At 50.6% G+C, this 17,662-nt stretch carries 16 protein-coding genes; 5 read left to right on the top strand and 11 right to left on the bottom strand.

Going from position 1 to position 17,662, the window contains the following annotated elements; all coding sequences use genetic code 11:
* Positions 1-25: 25 nt before the first annotated feature.
* Genes T488_RS0110670 through T488_RS0110690 form a run of 5 tightly spaced genes read right to left on the bottom strand, consistent with a single transcriptional unit; the run spans position 26 to position 2,905 of the window.
* On the bottom strand, positions 26-733 hold the full coding sequence (locus tag T488_RS0110670) for a hypothetical protein (RefSeq protein ID WP_028520789.1): 708 nt from the start codon (positions 731-733) through the stop codon (positions 26-28).
* 11 nt (positions 734-744) lie between these two features.
* Entirely contained in the window at positions 745-1,458 is a 714-nt protein-coding gene (locus tag T488_RS0110675) for an NAD-dependent protein deacylase (protein ID WP_028520790.1), read from the bottom strand.
* Position 1,459: 1 nt separating this feature from the next.
* Positions 1,460-1,858, bottom strand: a complete 399-nt coding sequence (locus T488_RS0110680) for a secondary thiamine-phosphate synthase enzyme YjbQ (protein ID WP_028520791.1) — start codon at positions 1,856-1,858, stop codon at positions 1,460-1,462.
* Between the two features lie 52 nt (positions 1,859-1,910).
* On the bottom strand, positions 1,911-2,549 hold the full coding sequence (nth, locus tag T488_RS0110685) for an endonuclease III (RefSeq protein ID WP_028520792.1): 639 nt from the start codon (positions 2,547-2,549) through the stop codon (positions 1,911-1,913).
* Positions 2,546-2,905 carry a hypothetical protein gene (locus T488_RS0110690; protein ID WP_028520793.1) on the bottom strand — a complete coding sequence of 120 codons (360 nt, stop codon included), beginning with the start codon at positions 2,903-2,905 and terminating at the stop codon, positions 2,546-2,548. Before T488_RS0110690 ends, nth begins: the two co-directional genes overlap by 4 nt.
* Positions 2,906-3,190: 285 nt before the next feature.
* On the opposite strand from T488_RS0110690, the gene T488_RS0110695 reads away from it, so the two are divergent.
* Positions 3,191-5,422 (top strand): glycosyl hydrolase, encoded by a 2,232-nt coding sequence (locus tag T488_RS0110695; RefSeq protein WP_028520794.1) that lies wholly within the window; start codon positions 3,191-3,193, stop codon positions 5,420-5,422.
* 298 nt (positions 5,423-5,720) lie between these two features.
* On the opposite strand, the gene T488_RS0110700 is transcribed toward T488_RS0110695, so the two are convergent.
* Together T488_RS0110700 and T488_RS0110705 are read right to left on the bottom strand one after the other, a co-directional pair.
* Positions 5,721-6,314: an AAA family ATPase gene (locus T488_RS0110700; RefSeq protein WP_028520795.1), complete on the bottom strand. Its 594-nt coding sequence runs from the start codon at positions 6,312-6,314 to the stop codon at positions 5,721-5,723.
* An 81-nt stretch (positions 6,315-6,395) separates the two neighbouring features.
* Positions 6,396-7,748, bottom strand: coding sequence for an SLC13 family permease (locus tag T488_RS0110705; RefSeq protein ID WP_028520796.1), 1,353 nt, complete (start codon positions 7,746-7,748; stop codon positions 6,396-6,398).
* A gap of 308 nt (positions 7,749-8,056) precedes the next feature.
* Here T488_RS0110705 and T488_RS0110710 point away from each other — a divergent pair, with 308 nt between their 5' ends.
* From T488_RS0110710 to T488_RS17675, 3 genes are read left to right on the top strand one after another with little or no spacing between them, the layout of a single operon-like run.
* Positions 8,057-8,995 carry a calcium/sodium antiporter gene (locus tag T488_RS0110710; protein ID WP_037297961.1) on the top strand — a complete coding sequence of 313 codons (939 nt, stop codon included), beginning with the start codon at positions 8,057-8,059 and terminating at the stop codon, positions 8,993-8,995.
* Between the two features lie 12 nt (positions 8,996-9,007).
* Positions 9,008-9,445 (top strand): hypothetical protein, encoded by a 438-nt coding sequence (locus T488_RS0110715; protein ID WP_028520798.1) that lies wholly within the window; start codon positions 9,008-9,010, stop codon positions 9,443-9,445.
* A gap of 15 nt (positions 9,446-9,460) precedes the next feature.
* Positions 9,461-9,814, top strand: coding sequence for a hypothetical protein (locus T488_RS17675; protein ID WP_037297964.1), 354 nt, complete (start codon positions 9,461-9,463; stop codon positions 9,812-9,814).
* A 100-nt stretch (positions 9,815-9,914) separates the two neighbouring features.
* Here the strand turns inward: T488_RS17675 and T488_RS0110725 are convergent, their stop codons facing one another.
* Together T488_RS0110725 and T488_RS0110730 are read right to left on the bottom strand one after the other, a co-directional pair.
* Positions 9,915-12,386: a beta-propeller domain-containing protein gene (locus T488_RS0110725; RefSeq protein ID WP_028520799.1), complete on the bottom strand. Its 2,472-nt coding sequence runs from the start codon at positions 12,384-12,386 to the stop codon at positions 9,915-9,917.
* A 19-nt stretch (positions 12,387-12,405) separates the two neighbouring features.
* On the bottom strand, positions 12,406-12,915 hold the full coding sequence (locus T488_RS0110730) for an RNA polymerase sigma factor (protein WP_028520800.1): 510 nt from the start codon (positions 12,913-12,915) through the stop codon (positions 12,406-12,408).
* A gap of 312 nt (positions 12,916-13,227) precedes the next feature.
* Here T488_RS0110730 and T488_RS0110735 point away from each other — a divergent pair, with 312 nt between their 5' ends.
* Positions 13,228-15,402 (top strand): substrate-binding domain-containing protein, encoded by a 2,175-nt coding sequence (locus T488_RS0110735; protein WP_242838335.1) that lies wholly within the window; start codon positions 13,228-13,230, stop codon positions 15,400-15,402.
* Positions 15,403-15,734: 332 nt separating this feature from the next.
* On the opposite strand, the gene T488_RS0110740 is transcribed toward T488_RS0110735, so the two are convergent.
* Together T488_RS0110740 and T488_RS0110745 are read right to left on the bottom strand one after the other, a co-directional pair.
* A complete protein-coding gene (locus T488_RS0110740) occupies positions 15,735-16,691 on the bottom strand; it encodes an ROK family protein (protein ID WP_028520802.1) in 957 nt (318 codons plus the stop codon).
* Between the two features lie 12 nt (positions 16,692-16,703).
* Entirely contained in the window at positions 16,704-17,660 is a 957-nt protein-coding gene (locus tag T488_RS0110745; RefSeq protein WP_028520803.1) for a type I phosphomannose isomerase catalytic subunit, read from the bottom strand.
* Between the last annotated feature and the right edge of the window lie 2 nt (positions 17,661-17,662).

The following is a 17,662-nucleotide window of genomic DNA, read 5'->3' on the forward strand; positions in this document are numbered from 1 at the left end:
GGCTTTTTCGCTACATATTATCACGTCATGAAACGTAATGGACAAGGTATTGGCTGCACAGCTCCCGCCAGCGCTCATAGTAGTCCGAGCTGTGTACCAGCACAACGGCGGCACAGCCGTGGGGGTCCTGAGTGTGGCTTGTGTATGCGTCGGCGCTCATGTAGACCCGGCAGATCTTTCCGCCGATGATGAGATCAACGGTGTTGACCTCGCCGTCATCAGTCCCTCCCTCGGGAGAGAGCTCCGTCTCCTTGTATGTGCTCAGCGGCTCACATTGGGAGACCGACTCCGTCAGCAGTGACAGGTCATCGTCCTCCAGCTGAGCCAGATCGAAGGTGTCGCCAAACAGCATGAAGTCGTCATCGGAAGTTTCCGAAAGCTGAGCCTCCAGCCAGCGGTCATCGTCCAGCTTGTAGTCCGTGAGGCATTCATTATCTGAGGTCCACAGGTCACCGTTTTGGTCGATGGTGCCTTCGTTGTGCATATAGAAGCCGCACCAGACCTTTCCGTCGGACTGTATGATAAGGTCTGACTTGGTGTAGGAATCTGCGCTGTACAGCCTTTCGCGATAGATGATACTGCTCTTTTCGGCAGTATCAGAGGGTGTATCTGAATTTACGATCTCCGTAAAGCTTTGTTTGGTTGGAGGCTGCGTGGTCTGGGGAGCTTTTGCGCCCGCACCGCAGCCAGCCAGTAAGAGGGTTGATAAAGCGGCTGATGTCAGTCGTTTCATGGCATAGCCTCCTAGATCCGTGAAAAGACTTCTCCTATTCTGTCGCAGATGAGAAGGTCGGCATTCCTGTCCATGGGAGTAGGCGCCATATTTATGATGACAAGGTCTTTTCCCTTGAAATAGCGGATAAGACCTGCTGCGGGGTAGACGTTGAGTGATGTTCCGCCGATGATAAGGGTATCGGCAGAGGCGATGGCGTTGACAGCTCCGCTTACGGTGCTGTCGTCGAGAGCCTCCTCATAGAGCACCACATCGGGCTTGACGATGCCGCCGCACTCACATTTTGGCACGCCCTGAGAGTTCACGATATACTGCACATCGTGGAACTTTCCGCACTTGGTGCAGTAGTTGCGGAGTACGCTTCCGTGGAGCTCATAGACCTTTTTACTGCCTGCCGCCTGGTGGAGACCGTCTATATTCTGGGTCACTACGGCGGTGAGCTTGCCCTCTGCCTCAAGCTGAGCCAGCTTTAAGTGAGCGGCATTGGGCTTTGCGTCCAGACAGAGCATTTTCGCCCTGTAAAAGCGGTAGAACTCCTCGGTCTTCTCCATGAAGAAGGTGTGGCTGAGGATAGTCTCGGGGGGATAGTCCCACTGCTGACTGTAGAGACCGTCAACGCTGCGGAAATCTGGGATACCGCTTTCCGTGGAGACTCCTGCGCCGCCGAAGAATACTATACTGTGAGAATTTCTGACTATTTCCGCCAGCTTTTCGATATTATCCATATTATCTGTCTCCTATGACCTTAACGTAGAATTTTCTTGTTCTGGGGCCGTCAAATTCGCAGAAGTAGATGTCCTGCCATGTGCCCAGAAGGAGCTTGCCCCCTGTGATGATGACGGTCTCGCTGGCACCTACGGCAGAGGATTTTATGTGGGCATCGGAATTGCCCTCGGCGTGTCTGAAGCTCTGGAGGTCGGGGAAAAACTTATTCATGCCCTTGATGAAGTCGGTCTGTACATCGGGGTCTGCGTTCTCGTTTATAGTGATAGCCGCAGTGGTGTGGGGGCAGAATATGATACATACGCCCTCCAGAACGCCGCTTTCCTTGACGGCTTCACTGACCTCCCTTGTAATATCTACAAGTCCCTCAGCGGGAGTGCTGAGCTTGAAGTTAAAAACCATTTATATCGATCCTTTCATACTCCCGCCGCAGTGACGGGAAACAAGAACTATTTTATTTCTGAGCTGACTGATAGTATTTGCAGAAGTAATTCAGGGGACATTCCCCGCACTTCGGCTTTCTTGCCGCGCATATATCCCTGCCGAATTCCACTGTTCTGTGGCAGAAATCCGAGGAGACCTCGGGGGGGATAAGCTTCACAAGGTCCTTTTCCACCTTGCCGGGCTCCTTGTTTTTGGTAAGCCCCAGCCTGCCCGTGATACGGATACAGTGGGTGTCGGTGACCATGGCAGGCTTGCCGTAGACGTCGCCCAATATAAGGTTGGCGGTCTTTCTGCCCACACCCGAAAGTGAGAGGAGGTCCTCCATGTTATCGGGGACAACTCCGCCGAAGTCGTTGATGAGCTGACCTGCCATTTCCTTGAGGCTCTTGGCTTTGTTGCGGTAAAATCCGCAGGGCTTCACGTCCTGCTCAAGCTCTGCAAGGTCAGCCTCCGCGAATGCCTCAAGGCTGGGGTATTTTTTGAAGAGAGTCTTTGTGACTATATTCACTCTCGCGTCGGTGCACTGCGCCGCCAGCCTTGTGGCGAACAGCAGCTCATAGGGCTTTTCATAATCGAGGGTACAGACAGCATCGGGGTAGAGCTTCTCAAGCTCGCTGACCGCAAGTGCCGCTATCTCTTTTTTAGTCATTTATCGGACTCCTTCAGTGTTTTCTGTTTTGCAAGTATCTCATCGTATACGCGGTACATTTTCTGCACGGTATTTTCGAGAAAGTAGTAGTGCTTGATGTAGAACATCAGCAGCACCAGTATCATGGTAACGAGTATGAGAACAGGGACATTTGCGGTAAAGACCAGTACAGCGATGAACACGGTAAGGATAAGTGCGAACAGCATGGTCACAAGGAAATGAACTATCCTTTCGTGCTGCATGAAGGCTATCTTGTCCATATGCTCAGCCATTATGCTGTCAAGCTCCTCTGAGTCTGTACACTTTTCCAGCCTTTCCTGGACCCGTTTCATATAGTTAGTCAGGTATTCGGTCATTTTTTCACGCTCCATGAACAAAGTAAACGAAACTCTATTGAAATTATATACCTTTTTAGCAAATATGTCAATACATTGTACACAAAGTTCAGAGTTTATTCAAATAATGATTTAAGCGAATTTAAGCTGTTTTTGAGCTATTTGCCAAATGAGAAGCTGCTGAGATTGTGCGTGCATACGAATTTTTGTGCAGAAATATAAACTTTTTGTAACACTTATTGATTTTAGCTAAACTAAGAGCTATAATTAAAGTACAGATATTTTTGTTTAATGGAGGATATTAACATGAGAAACAATTTACTGAGGAAGGCAGGAGCAGCACTCATGTCGGCAGCTATGGCACTTAACGGCGCCGTATACAGTGCAGCTACAGTTACCGCAGCGGACGAACCGCTGAAGTTCGAGTTCGAGGACGCCAAGATAACAGGCGATGTTACCGTTGAGAAGGACGCATCTGCCAGCGGCGGCTCTGTACTGAAAATGACTGAAAGCGGCACCATCGAGCTGACAGTCAATGTTGAGACAGCAGGCTCCTATAAGCTCACATTCTACGCATTCGGTATCGGAAGCGACAAGCAGCAGAACCTGAGCGTAAACGGCACTTCACAGGGCGCTATCGGTATCCCTCAGGGAACCGAGTACACCGCGATAGCTGTTCCCGCTATCATGCTGAAGGCAGGCGACAACACCGTGACCATTGAGAAATCATGGGGCTGGTCACAGTTCGACTACCTTACAGTAGAGTCTATGGCAGCTGCAAAGATAGAGGCAAAGCAGACCGCTCCCTGCGACCAGCTTGCTACCGTTGAGACCCAGAGCCTTATGGCTTATCTGGCTGAGGTCTACGGCAAGCAGATAATCTCGGGTCAGCAGGAGATCTACAGCGGCGGTCCTCACGGTCTTGAGACCGAGTTTGAGTACCTCAAGGATACCACAGGTCATTACCCCGCTATCAGAGGCTTTGACTACGGAAACTTCTGCTGCCCCGCATTCGGCAGCGATGACGGCTCCACAAAGAGAGTCCTCGACTGGGTAAAGAACAAGAACGGTATCGCTACCGCTTCCTTCCACCTGAATGTGCCCAAGGATTTTGAAAACTTTAAGATCGGCTCGCGCATCGACTGGTCAAATACCACATATACCGCTAAGGACACAGATTTTTCGCCCTCCAAGGCTGCAACTCCCGGTACAAAGGAAAATGAGTACTATCTTGCAGCTCTGAAAACTCTCGCAGCAGAGTTCAACAAGCTTGAGGCAGAGGGCGTTCCCGTGATCTGGAGACCTCTCCATGAGGCAGAAGGCGGCGGCGGTGAGACAGGCTCATGGTTCTGGTGGGGCAGGGAAGGCTCCGCAGCTTACAAGAAGCTCTGGATATACACCTATGAGACCCTTACCAATGACCTTAACTGCCACAACCTTATCTGGGAGTGGAACAGCTATAACTTCGATACCTCCAAGAACTGGTACCCCGGAGATGCCTATGTTGACATCATCGGCTATGATAAGTACAGCTGCACAGACTGGTCCACAGGAAGCGCAAGATACTATCACAATGACAGTCCCTTCGCCTCCACATTCTACGGACTTATGGAAAAGTATGACAGCGCAAAGATGATCTCACTTGCCGAGAACGACTGCTTTTCAACTCCCGACAAGATGCAGGAGGAGGGCGCAGCATGGCTGTACTTCTGTACATGGTATGACGGCGGAAGCGACACCACCAACTTCCTTTCAAATCCCACCTTCAACACAAAGGAAGACACTATCGCTATGTATCAGAGCGATTACTGCGTAACTCTTGATGAGCTTCCCGCAAACCTCTACAATCGTGAGGGCGTTACACCTCCCGATCCCGCAAAGACAACTACCACAACTACGACTACCACAGACCCCAACGCTACCACCACCACAACTGCATACAAGTTCGAGATACAGAAGAAGAACGTTACTGTTCCCGAAATGCCTGAGAATGCTGTTGGCAAGGAGCTTGAGATCAATATCACTGGCGCAGCAGGCGCTTCCATCGGCGGCGGAGTAGGCTTCGGCACAACTGCCGATGACTGGCAGAATATTGAGTGGAAGGGCAATGCAGATGCTGACGGCAACCTCAAGGTTGTGGTCGATCTCAAGGAAATGCCCGAAACCATAAAGAACTGCGAGGTCCAGGTATGGTGGTCCAATACATGGAATGCAGCAGCAGAGTCCAGCGTTGACCAGCCCTACAAGATAGGCGACTGCAAGGTGAACTTCCTTATGGGCGGCGCACTTGAAAGCTTATGGGGCGACACCAACGGGGACGGTACAGTTGAGCTGGCAGACGCTATCCTCATCATGCAGGCTCTTGCAAATCCTGATAAGTACGGTGTCGAGGGTACAGACAAGCACCATCTGACCGGCGAGGGCAAGAGAGTGGGCGATGTTGACACAGCTACCGAGGGACTTACCTCCAATGACGCCCTGTTCATTCAGGAATATCTCCTTCATAAGAGAGCTTCTCTCACACCCAGTGCAAAATAAATAGAATCAGCCCCGAGGCGAATAAGCTTCGGGGCGTTTTCATTGCTGTGTAAAATCATAATTTTGCGGAGCAAAATTATGATTTAAGTTTAGAGTTGAGAGTTTAGAGTTGAAAGTTGTGGAGTCGCCTGCGGCGACAATATTTAAATATTGTGAGCGAAGCGAACACAATAACTCTCAACTCTCAACTTTCAACTATCAACTTAGCGCATACGCGCTAAATTATGATTTACAAAAAAGCCATAGTACCTCCGACTTCTTATCGGAAATACTATGGCTTATGTTTTGGACTGTGAGCTTATTCGCCCATTCTTGCCTTTATGTACTCCTCAAGCAGGTCAACTGTCTTATCAAGTCCCAGACGGGAGCTGTTGATGCTGAGGTCATAGAGCCTTGAGTCGCCCCAGTGTCCCTCGCAGTGATAGTTGTGATAGCGCTTTCTCTTGCGGTCCTTCTTGTCGATGAACGCCTTTGCCTTGTCCTCTGAAAGGTCGTACACGTTCATGACGCGCTTGATCTTCTCACTCATATCACCAAGAACGAACAGTGACACCAGACACTTGAAATCGCGGAGCTTTGTCTCCGAGCAGCGTCCCACTACAACGAAGGACTCACCGCTTGAAGCCTTTTCTCTCAGGAAATTAAACTGCATCTCGGCGATATTGTCCTCGATGGAGTTGCTGTAGCCGTTTACTCTGCGTGAGAGCAGGTGGTTCTTGGGCTTTTCGTTATACTTTTCTATCTCCTCGGGAGTGAGACCTGTTTTGTCAGCGATCTCTGTAATGAGGTGGCGGTCATAGATCGGGATATTGAAGCGCTTTGCCAGCTGCTCAGCAATAGCCTTTCCGCCGCTTCCGAATTCACGTCCTACTGAAATGATAACCTGTGGCATAAGTGATCCTCCTTCTGCGGTATATATATCTGAGATACATTATACCACCTTTTTCCTAAAAAATCAACGTTTTATCGTATATCAAAGGTACCTTACGAAGAGGTAAACGGTGGATATAGCCAGAACGATGACTGTTGCGGGAGCGATCTTCTTGCAGTATCTGCCCCAGCCGATAGGATAGCCGTTCTTCTGTGCAACTGATGTGCCTACAACGTTTGCGGAGGCTCCGATGGGAGTAGCGCTTCCGCCGATGTCTGTACCCATAGCCAGTGCCCATGCCAGAGTTGAGATGGGAACGCCGGAGGTCTCGGCAAGGCTCTGAATGATAGGAACCATTGTAGCAGCGAAGGGGATATTGTCCACGAATGCGCTTGCAACAGCGGATACCCAGAGGATGATAGCGATCATGAGCATTACGTTGCCGCCGCTGATGTCGCCGATGAAGTTTGCGATGAGCTTGAGTATGCCTGTCTCCTCAAGACCGCTTACCACGATGAAGAGCCCCACGAAGAACAGCAGGGTCTTGTAGTCCACCTTCTTGATGAGCTCAAGAGCGTGCTTGCCGAAGGCGATAAGGGTAATGGCTGCAATAAAGAGACCTATGGTAGCAACGGTGAGGTGAGTTGTAGCGTGGGTGATGAGAAGGAGGACTGCCAGAGCGAAGATGACGCTGCTGATGATAAAGTCCTTCTTGTTGGTGATAGCCTCAGAGGGCTTGGGGAACTTGCTCATATCCACGGGCTCGCCCTTGCCGCCTGCGATCTCCTTGCGGAAGGCGAAGTAGAGGAACACTACGGATACTATAAGTGAGACAGCGGCACAGAGTCCTGTATTTGTAAGGAAATCGAAGAATGAGAAGCCCAGCGATGTACCGATGATGATGTTTGGGGGGTCTCCGCACATGGTGGCTGAGCCGCCGAGGTTAGCGCAGAAGATCTCCGAGAGTATCATGGGGACGGGATTGAACTTCAGCAGTGAAGCCAGCTCAATAGTCACAGCCGCCAGGAACATGATAACGGTGATACTGTCGATGAACATGGAGAGCACCGCGGACATTACCATGAATGTAATGAATATTGGTACTGTTTTGCACTTTACAAGGTAGGCTATCTTCATACAGAGCCAGCGGAAGAAGCCTGCCTTAGCCATGCCTTCCACCATGACCATCATGCCTGCGATGAAGATGATAGTCGCCCAGTTGATGCCCTTGCTTTCACTCTCGGTGACCTGATACCAGAAGTCCTTGGTAATAAAGCCCTTGAGGGCGAGGGTGTCCATAACAGCGCTTCCGCTGCGCATACAAATACCGAATACCACGACCAGGGTCAGTAGACCGCTGCCGAGGGTGACATAGTGCCTTTCAATCTTGTCCAGGACTATCATGATGAACATCCCGACGAAGATAGCGATGGCAAAGATCTGTGCTGCTGTCATATATACCTCCGAAAAAGTGCGGCAGTGCCGCAATATTTGCTTCCCTATTAAATAGGTAAAAACGCACTAAATCGAATTATAGCACAAATAGAGAGGTAATTCAAGGCAAAAATTGATATTTTTACGTCAAATATCATTTTTAGGAGAAAATGCGCTGATTTGTCAAATATATGTTAATTTTTTGGTAAGACTGTCAGAGGGTATTGCAAAACCGAGGGAAATGTGATATAATAATATAAGTGATTAAGACAAGAGAACTTGTTACAGGTTCATAAGAACTTGAATGTAAAGGACGGATCGAAAGGATAATGGTAAAATATTTATTGCTGATAGTGGGATTTATCCTGCTCATCAAGGGTGCCGACTTCTTTGTTGACGGAAGCTCGGCTGTTGCAAAGCGGCTGAAGGTGCCCTCACTCATAATCGGAATGACCATAGTTGCAATGGGTACAAGCCTGCCCGAGACCTCGGTCAGCGTCAGTGCCTCGCTGCTGGGCAAGAACGACCTTGCCATAAGCAACGCCGTGGGCTCCAACATATTCAACCTCATGGTGGTCTGCGGAGTCTGTGCGGTGCTGTGCCCCATGGCTGTGGGCAAGGACACCCTGAAAAAGGACATACCTTTTTCCGTGCTGGCAGCTGGTGCGCTTCTGGCTCTCGGCGCATTTACGGGAGTTGTTCAGCGCTGGGGCGGAGTGATACTCCTTGCACTGTTTGCGGTTTTCCTCTATATGATGATAAGCTCAGCCAAAAAAGCCCGTGCTGCGGGTGAGGTCCCGGAGGAAGATGAATACAAGATGATGCCCGTGTGGAAATGCCTTCTGTGCATAGTTGGCGGCGGAGCTGCCATAGCTGTGGGCGGAAAGATGGTAGTTGACGGGGCTTCGGATATAGCTCGTTCCTTCGGTGTTTCCGACAACATCATCGGCATGACCATAGTCGCCCTGGGAACCAGTCTCCCCGAGCTTGTGACCTCAGTGGTCGCGGCAAGAAAGGGCGAGGTGGACATGGCGCTGGGCAACGTTGTGGGCTCCAACATATTCAATATACTGTTCGTGCTTGGTATAGCAGCCACTATTTCACCTATGGCGTTTACCATGCAGAACTCCATAGACACGGCAGTCCTCATCGCCATGAGCGTAATGGTACTGCTGCTGTGTATGCCGAAAAAGAAAATGCTCCGCTGGCACGGAGCTCTCATGCTTGCAGTCTATGCAGGCTATACAGCTTATATCTTTGTAAGATAAGGGGGAATGAATATGAAATGCGAGACCTGCGGTTCAGAACTCAGCGGAATGATGCCCACCTGTCCCTTCTGCGGAACTCCCGATCCTGTATACATGAGGCGATACAGGCAGTATCCGCCCTCACAGGGAAACTATCCCCCGCCGGGAGGCAATTATCCTCCTCCTCCGCCTCCTCAGAGGAATTACCCTCCGCCGAATATAAATCAGCCGCCCTATCGTTCGGGCTGGCAGCCCTATGACCCGACCAACGAGGCTCCCGAGGTGATGCTGGTGATACTTTCGGTATTAGTACCGCTGGTAGGTGTCATCTACGGCTCGGTATGTCTCGGAAACGGCGAGAAGCGTGCGGGAAAAGCCTATCTGCTGGCAGCAGGCATCTCCATCGGAGCCTGGGTGATTCTGACTTTATTCTTTGTGCTGGTGGGATTTTTAGCCGCCGCGAACCGATGAAAGGAGTTATGTTCAATGACTTGTCCTCACTGTGGAGCATCTGTATACGAAAATGATGTAAAGTGCCCTTACTGTGATTCATTCCTTGAAACCGGGAACAACGCCTATACAAGGCGTCCTGTCGGAGGTCCCGGGCAGTTCACCATGAACGGTCCCGATCAGGTCAATGCGGCGCTGGTGGTTGTATCTATCCTGATACCCATATTCGGTGTGATCTTCGGAGCTATCAGTCTCGGAGGAGGTCACCCAAAGAGCGGAAAGGTCTATCTTATACTGGGACTTGCGGCAATATTCGTATTCCCGTGTCTCATGTTCGTTATACCGCTTTGCTTCGCGCTTTTTGCGGAGATCTTCAAAGCCTTTCAATGAGAAATACATAATTAAAAGCCATAGCACTTCCGCTTTATCTGCAGGAAGCGCTATGGCTTGTTTTTATATCAGACTATATCATGTGTCGGAGCAAAGCTGCTTAATATTCCGGGTCGTACGGCAGAGTTTCAAATGTGAGCTCGTCGGTTATCTCCAGGGTCTCCATGTCGGCTGCCACGAATTTATTGTCAGAGAGGACGTAAACGTAGTCGCCTATATAGAGGGCTCTGTTGTAATCAAAGAAACCTGTGTTGGCAACATCGCTGAATGTTTCGGAGATCTCGCCCTTGTGTACGAAGCTGCCGTCCTCAAAGCTGAAGAACTCATATTTTGTGATCTCTTCCCTGTCATACCAGTCATCGCTGTAATTCAGGATATTTATGGGCACGCCTATGAGGTTCTTTTCGGGAGCTATCAGGAGAGCCTTTCTGTCCCATACGGCTGTTGATGCGAAGTCGGTGCCAAAGTAGTATTCATCATCGTAGATGTTGTTCCATGTATAGACGTCAGCCGCCTTCAGGTCGTTGGGGTCGGAGTTGTCGAACATGGTCATTCTTACGCCTGTTATCCTGCCTGAGTCATTGGCGTCCTGACCGAAGCCGAAGAGGAGTCCCTCGCCCCAGCTCTGCATATAGGTGCTGAAGCCGTTTATCTTGAACTCGTCCAGTACAACAGGAGCCGTGGGTTCACTGAGGTCAACTGCGTAGAGGGGGTCAGTCTGGCGGAATGTGACTACATAAGCCATATTTCCGCTGAAACTTGCGGACTTGAGCTGCTCGCCCTCGCCCAGCCCCTCAACGCTGCCCACCGGGTTAAGGTCCATATCCAGGACGTATACTCTGGTGTCGGTGCCCTTCACGTCATAGCTGTAATAGCCGTCTTCCTCGTCGCTGACTATGCCCTTGAATATGCTTGTGAAGAAGCCGTCATTGATGTCCTCATCATATCTGTGGAAGACTTTCTCTGTCTCGGTGTAGGTAGCAGCCACGCGGAAGTAGCCGTCATACTCGCTCATGGAGAACTGGTCCTTGACTGTGCCGTTGATAACGCCGCTTGCCATGGGGACAATGTCTCCGCCGCTTACAGAGATACGGGTGATGTCGGTGACGTTGCTTACGTTCCAGCGTCCCGCTGCGGTATAGAGGTTGTCTGCTGAGCAGTAGATGCTGCCCGAATAGCCTGCCAGTGTCTTTGTGTCGTGTACCGAGGGAGCGCCGCTCTCGTTAAGGTCTATGCTGCCTACAACAGAGTATGACAGCCAGTCGCTTGTGCCGAAGCCCCCCTCGGGAAGGAGTATATCCTCGGGAGGAAGAATTTCACAATCATCGCTCATGCCGCAGCAGGGAACATAATTGATGGGCTCGTTCTTATCCGTCAGCTCATTGAAGCTGCAGGTGGAGTAATTGGTGATAAGGAGCATATAGCCGTCGGGAGAGATCCTGACGTCACTGTAATAGCCGTCCTGAGAGTATACGTCTATGAGCTGAGGCTCGTCACCTGTGGTGTAGAATGCCGCGAAGGTAGAACCGCTGCGCTGAGCTTTTCTTGTTGCAAAATTGGAATTGAGATATGCAGAGTCGTTGTTGGTTCCGATGACAACTATCATATCGTTATAGACATACATATCCGAAATGCTTATCTGATAGGGATCTGCATCGGGAGCTATGTCATTCCTGATGTCAACGGAATAGTTTCCTGTGAACTCGCCGTTTTTAACATCGGCAACTCTCAGTGTGGGGTGGTTTATATATTCCTCGTCATCGGGAGAGCATATATAATAAATGTGCTTGCCGTCGGTCTTTACGATGTCAGCCTCAAGGACGTTCTGCTCCTGATGGTAGGTGTCGGAGTGCTCGGGAGTCTCCTCATCGGGCTCTGTGGCTGGTTCTGTATCAGGCTCAGTATCGGGCTCGGTGGCGGGCTCAGTATCGGGGGCTGTATCAGGTTCAGTCGCAGGCTCAGTTGCCGGCTCGGTATCAGGCTCGATATACGGCTCAACATCGGGAGTGATGTCAGAGTTGGTTGCAGGAGCAAGAGGGGAATCCAATCCGCTTTCGATGGCGCCTGTTACGGTGTCTGCGGTGAAGCTCGCTTTGTCGTTGGGTGCAAAGTCAGCCTCTTCTTCCACCTCAGCTTCATAGACCACATCATTCTTGTAGCGGTTTCTCTTTTCTTGGAGTTTGCGTTCCTTTTCGGCTCTGTCGGCGGCGTCCTTGAACATGGTGTATACCTGCTCATAGTCCTTGGCGCCGCTCATGTAGCTTTCCAGCTTTTTCAGCTCCTGCTCGGGAGCTGCAGTAGTGCCCTCGGGTGTGGTAACAGCGCTTCCCTCCTTGATGAGAGAGTCAGCACTCTTTCTATTTATCTTTCCGTTGTTCATGGTGTATGCGGCAGTTCCGCCTATAACGGCGCAGGCAGCCGCTGCTGCGGTTATCCTTCCTGCAACGGAGATACCGCTTCTCTTTTTCTTTGGAGCCTGTTCGTCCAGCATTTTCTTTATATTCTCGGGACTGAGCCTGTCGGGAACGGGCTCTGACTTCAGCTGCTCTCTGAGCTTATCATCATTGTTCATAAACATTCTCCTTTCGCTTTCATAATTCGGGAGTGAGCTCAAGCCTGAGCCTCTCCTTGATCCTTGCCAGCTTTGATCTTACGGTGCCTGCCTTGATACCGCAGACCGATGAGATCTCGTCACTGGTGTAGCCGCCCAGGACCGACATGGAAAGCATGAGTCTTGATTCATCGTCAAGCCTTCCCACAGCCTCCCTCAGCTCAACGGATTCAAAGTCGAAGCCGTCCGCAAGGGGAGAGCCGCTGTCCAGCTCCTCGGCAGGAGCATAATAGGTCAGCTGCTTCCTTTTTATTTTTGCAGCCAGTATTGTCATTATCCAGCTCCGAAACTTATTGGGGTCCCTGAGCTTTTTTATTGAGCAGAACGCGTCCAGTACGGTGTCGCTGACAGTGTCCGCAGCGTCATCGGGAGACCGCAGACTGTACAGCGCTATATGATAGAGATCCTCATATACAGTTGAGTAAAGTCTTGCAAAGGCCTCGGTATTCCCGTCTCGGGCGAGCCTGACGTCTGCTGAGTAGTCGTTCATGCGAATCCCTCCTTTGAATTCGAATTCATAACATAAGTGTCTGAGAGAGCTCTGATTGCTGCACAAAGCACAAAAAATCAGCAAATTAAACAAAGCAAACAGTCGCTGATTGTACGTTATAACGGTATAAAAATATTAAACTGTCAAAAATGCGGTTTTGGTGGAAAAAACGCAGAAAAGTTCATTGACAATTTTGAATAAATAATGTATAATGAAGTTGATTTCTATTGGGTATAGGTTGACCGGGGGAAAAATGCAGAACGGGCTTGGCAGAAAACAGAGTCCCGGGTCAGCCGCAGCATTATTACAGGGGTGGAAAACTTGATCAAGAAAAAGAGAATGATCTTCGGCGTTGTTGCAGCAGAAGCAAACAGCATCGAACAGCGCCAGATCATAAAGGGAATTGCAAGATTTGATCAGTGCGTAGGCATAGACACCATTATTTTTTCCAACAACTACAACCCTAATGTCAAGGAGAAGGAGCTTTTCTGTGAAAACAGGATATACGACCTTATCCTCTCCGACGAGCTTGACGGGCTTATAGTTATCTCGGAATCATTTGTCAATGAGGAGCTCAGAAAGATGATCGCCGATCATCTCTCAAAAAAGAATATCCCTATCGTTGTTGTGGGGACCTATCTCCCCGAAATGGACCTTCCGCACTGTACATTCATCAATACCAGCGATGAGAACGACATTGAGGACATTACAGACCATCTTGTGGAAAAACACGGATTTACCGAGATAGACATTATCACGGGCTATGACTTCATAGAGGCGTCTAATCTCCGTGTCAGCGGCTACCGCAAATCGCTGGAGAAGCACGGCATAGAGTTCGATGAGAAGCGTGTTCACTTCGGAAACTTCTGGATGAACTCAGGCGAGGAGCTTGCCGAGCGCTATCACAAGGGCGAGCTGAAGCTGCCTCAGGCAGTAGTCTGCGCCAACGACTATATGGCTTACGGTCTTATCGACAAATTCGATGAGCTGGGCATAAGGGTGCCCGATGACGTTACCGTTGTGGGCTATGAGTTCGTGGGCGACCGCTTCATGCACCAGCCTTTGCTTACTACTTATAAGAGAAACCGCGAGGCAATAGGCGAGGACGCCGCAAATATGGTCTACAGCCGCCTTAAAAAGCGCGAGTTCCTGTTCTCACCTCCGAGAGGCGAGATGATATGCGGCACAAGCTGCTCCTGCGGAATGGACCGCAAGCTCTATACACAGGAGCTGAAACGCGCCAGAGTAAAGAAAGAGTACGATAACTGGAACCTGTTCAATCCCCTCGACCAGAAGCTGACGGAGTGCAGGACCCTCAACGAATTCGTGGATATATGCGGCACCTTCCACTGGCAGGTAAGAGGCATTCAGAGCTTCTACCTCTGCCTTTACAAGAACTGGTACGACAGTGACGCTGAGCTTACGGATATTCTCTCATGTCAGAGTATGGTGAGCTGGGAGGACAGAACTCCCTTCGATATGCAGAAGTATAACTTCTCAGCACTGCTTGCCAAGAACTTTGAACCTGCGGTGTACTATTTCAATCCGCTGTTCTTCAACGACAGGCTCTTCGGTCATCTGGTGCTGAAGTACCATGACCCAGACACCTATGATGACATCTACCGCAACTGGCTGAAATCCGTCTCCAACGGTCTTGAGTTCCTGCGCATGAAGAACGATATACAGTATCTCACCCAGTGCCAGAACCTTTCCGACCTTCGCGATACTCTCACGGGAATGTACAACGAAACGGGCATGAGAAAGGCATATCACTCCATCGACATCGAAAATCAGGAGAACTGCCTTGTGATGATGAGGATAGGTATCTCCAACGCAGGCTTCTATGAGCTCAGCGGCAAGATCCCCGCCATAATGGACGCCGCCGAGGCTGTTACACAGTTCTGCGGAAGCAGCGATGTATGCGGCAGAGTGAATGACAATACCTTCGCCTGCATAATACAGGGCGATACGGACCCCGCTCTCCTTGAGAGCAGGCTTGAGTCCATAATGCTCCAGCACACCGTGTACACCGACCAGTACGGCATAGACTCATTTGTCTGCGCGGCTGTGAAGTGCAGTGAGAAGTCCTACACCAAGCTTACGGGAATGTGTACGGATATTCTTGCGGAGCGCCAGCGTGAGAAGATGGAGATGCGTATGCGTCCCCACTACGATGATATGCTCCATATCAGAAGCTATATCTACAGCAACCCCCAGGACAGCTTTGAGTCGGAGAAGCTCCAGAAGCTCTATCCCTACAGCGCAGGTCATCTCCGCGAAGTGTACAAGAAGTGCTTCGGGGTAAGCATACATAAGGACTGCATAAATGCGCGAATGGCAAAGGCTACCTACTGCCTGACGGTAACACCGCTGAGTATGGCGGAGATAGCGGAGCAGTGCGGCTATGTGGACAGCAAGTACTTCCTGCGCCAGTTCCTTGCCACAGTCGGCGTGACACCCAACCAGTACCGCAATATGGCGAAATAAGGTTTTAGTGGTTAGTGCTTAGTTCCGAGCTGTCAGCTTGTAGGGGCGGCGTTTCGCCGTCCGCGACGATAATATGAATGTAAGGGGCGTCCTCAGGGGCGCCTCTTTTTATGCATAGCCACTTCCGTAACAGAGACAATGTATATCTCTTTCTTCCCGTGCCTCTTGAATGCAGTCAGTGCGCTTTATCACATTAAATCGTTGAACGAAGGGAGAAAGTTAGTCCCCCATGCAGGGACGGGCAGCTTTCTGTAATAATCAGCAAGGGCGCCAAAAAGGCGCCCCACTAAGCACTATGCACTAATAGCTAATAACTACTCGCTACTCACTAATTACTGATTAGCGCGTCCGAGGAATGCTGCGCCGATGATACCTGCGTCGTTGCCCAGCTTGGCAATAACGATCTCGGTGTTCTTCTCTGAGTTGCGTGTGTAGACTTCCTTGGCAACAAGCTCCTTCATAGGCAGGAGGAGGGGATCGCCCTCGTTGCAGACGCCGCCGCCGATACAGAGTATATCGGGCTGGAAGATGTTGATGGTATTGGTGATACCTGCTGCAAGGTACTTGATGTACTTGTCAACAACAGCCTTTGCGTACTTGTCGCCTGCTCTCATGCAGTCAAATGAGGTGCGTGCAGTAACCTTGCCCTTTTCCTTCTCGGACTGAGCCATGATGCAGTCGGGGTGCTCTGCGATAGCTTCCTTTGTCATGCGGATAAGACCTGTTGCTGAGGAATAAGCCTCGAAGCAGCCCTTTCTGCCGCAGGAGCACTGTGCGCCGTCAACTTCGATAACAGTGTGACCGATCTCAGCGCCTGCGAAGTTTGAGCCTGAGTAGATCCTGCCGTCGATGATGATACCGCCGCCTACGCCTGTGCCGAGAGTGATACATACAGCGTTCTTTGCGCCCTTTGCAGCACCTGCCACGAACTCGCCGTAAGCAGCTGCATTGGCGTCATTCTCAATGAAAACGGGCTTGTCGATGGTCTCCTGTATGTACTTCACCATAGGAGTGTTCTTGAAGCCCAGGTTGTTTGAGTACTCGATGATACCTGCCTCACTGTTTGCAATACCGGGAGTACCCACGCCGATCCACTCTATCTGATCCATGGTGAGCTTTGCGTTCTTGACAGCCTCTATTGCCATTCTTGCCATATCGTCGGCAATTTCCTTTTCGGGTCTGGGGCAGTTTGTCTTTGTGCTTGCCTTTGCGATGATGTTGTATTCCTCGTCAACAACACCTGCAACGATGTTGGTTCCTCCGAGGTCGATTCCTACGTAATATTTCATTTTATATCCTCCTTATTGGATAGTCGTGACGATGACATCACAATTTCCTTTTATAGCAAATGCGCCTGTTCCTGCGGGAACGAAAACGCTTGAGCCCATAGTAAGTTCCAGCCTGTAGTTATCGGCGACAAGCTCACCGCCGCTTCCGCCTATCATGAGAACATGGGCGAAAGAGTTCTTATCCGCGTAAAGCTCCAGCTCCTTGATGAGCCTGTGGCGGTTTACGTTAAAGTATTTGCAGTCCGCCAGAAGCTGAGTCACAACGCCGTCCAGCTCAAGACCATAAACGGGTCTTTCCGGGTCAAGGGGCTTGGTATTTGTGACCTCAAGAGCCTTTTCAATGTGCAGTGGACGGGGCTTTCCGTCAGCCCCAAGCCTGCCGTAGTCATAGACGCGGTAGGTGACGTTGGAGCTCTGCTGTATCTCGGCAATGAGTATGCCCTTGCCGATGGCGTGGAGAGTGCCCGGCTCGATGAAGAAAACGTCACCCTGCTTAACGGGAACCCGGCGGAGCTTCTCCATGAGGGTATTGTCCTCAATGGCTTTGCGGAAGTCCTCCTTGCTGAGCTCCTCATTGAAGCCGTAGATGAGCTCTGAGTCGGGAGCGGCGTCAATTACGTACCACATCTCGGTCTTGCCGTTGTCGTTTTCGTATTTATGGGCGTATTCATCGTCGGGGTGGACCTGCACTGACAGGTCGTTCTTGGCGTCGATGAGCTTCACCAGCACGGGGAAGCTGTCTCCGCTTTTAAAGCCGTAGCCGACAGCCTCCGGGTGCTCCTTTACGAAGTCGCTGAGCTTCATGCCGTCGAATTCTCCGCCGCTGATATAACATTCACCGTCAGGGTGGCAGCTCAGCTCCCAGCTCTCAGCCAGGCGTTCACCGCCCTCCTTGCCGAAAAGAGTCCTGAGTCTTGTTCCGCCCCATATATAGTCCTTGACGGGTGCTTTTAAATAGAATGGTCTCACTT

Source organism: Ruminococcus flavefaciens ND2009, from assembly GCF_000621785.1.
Classification (GTDB): Bacteria; Bacillota; Clostridia; order Oscillospirales; family Ruminococcaceae; genus Ruminococcus; species Ruminococcus flavefaciens_C.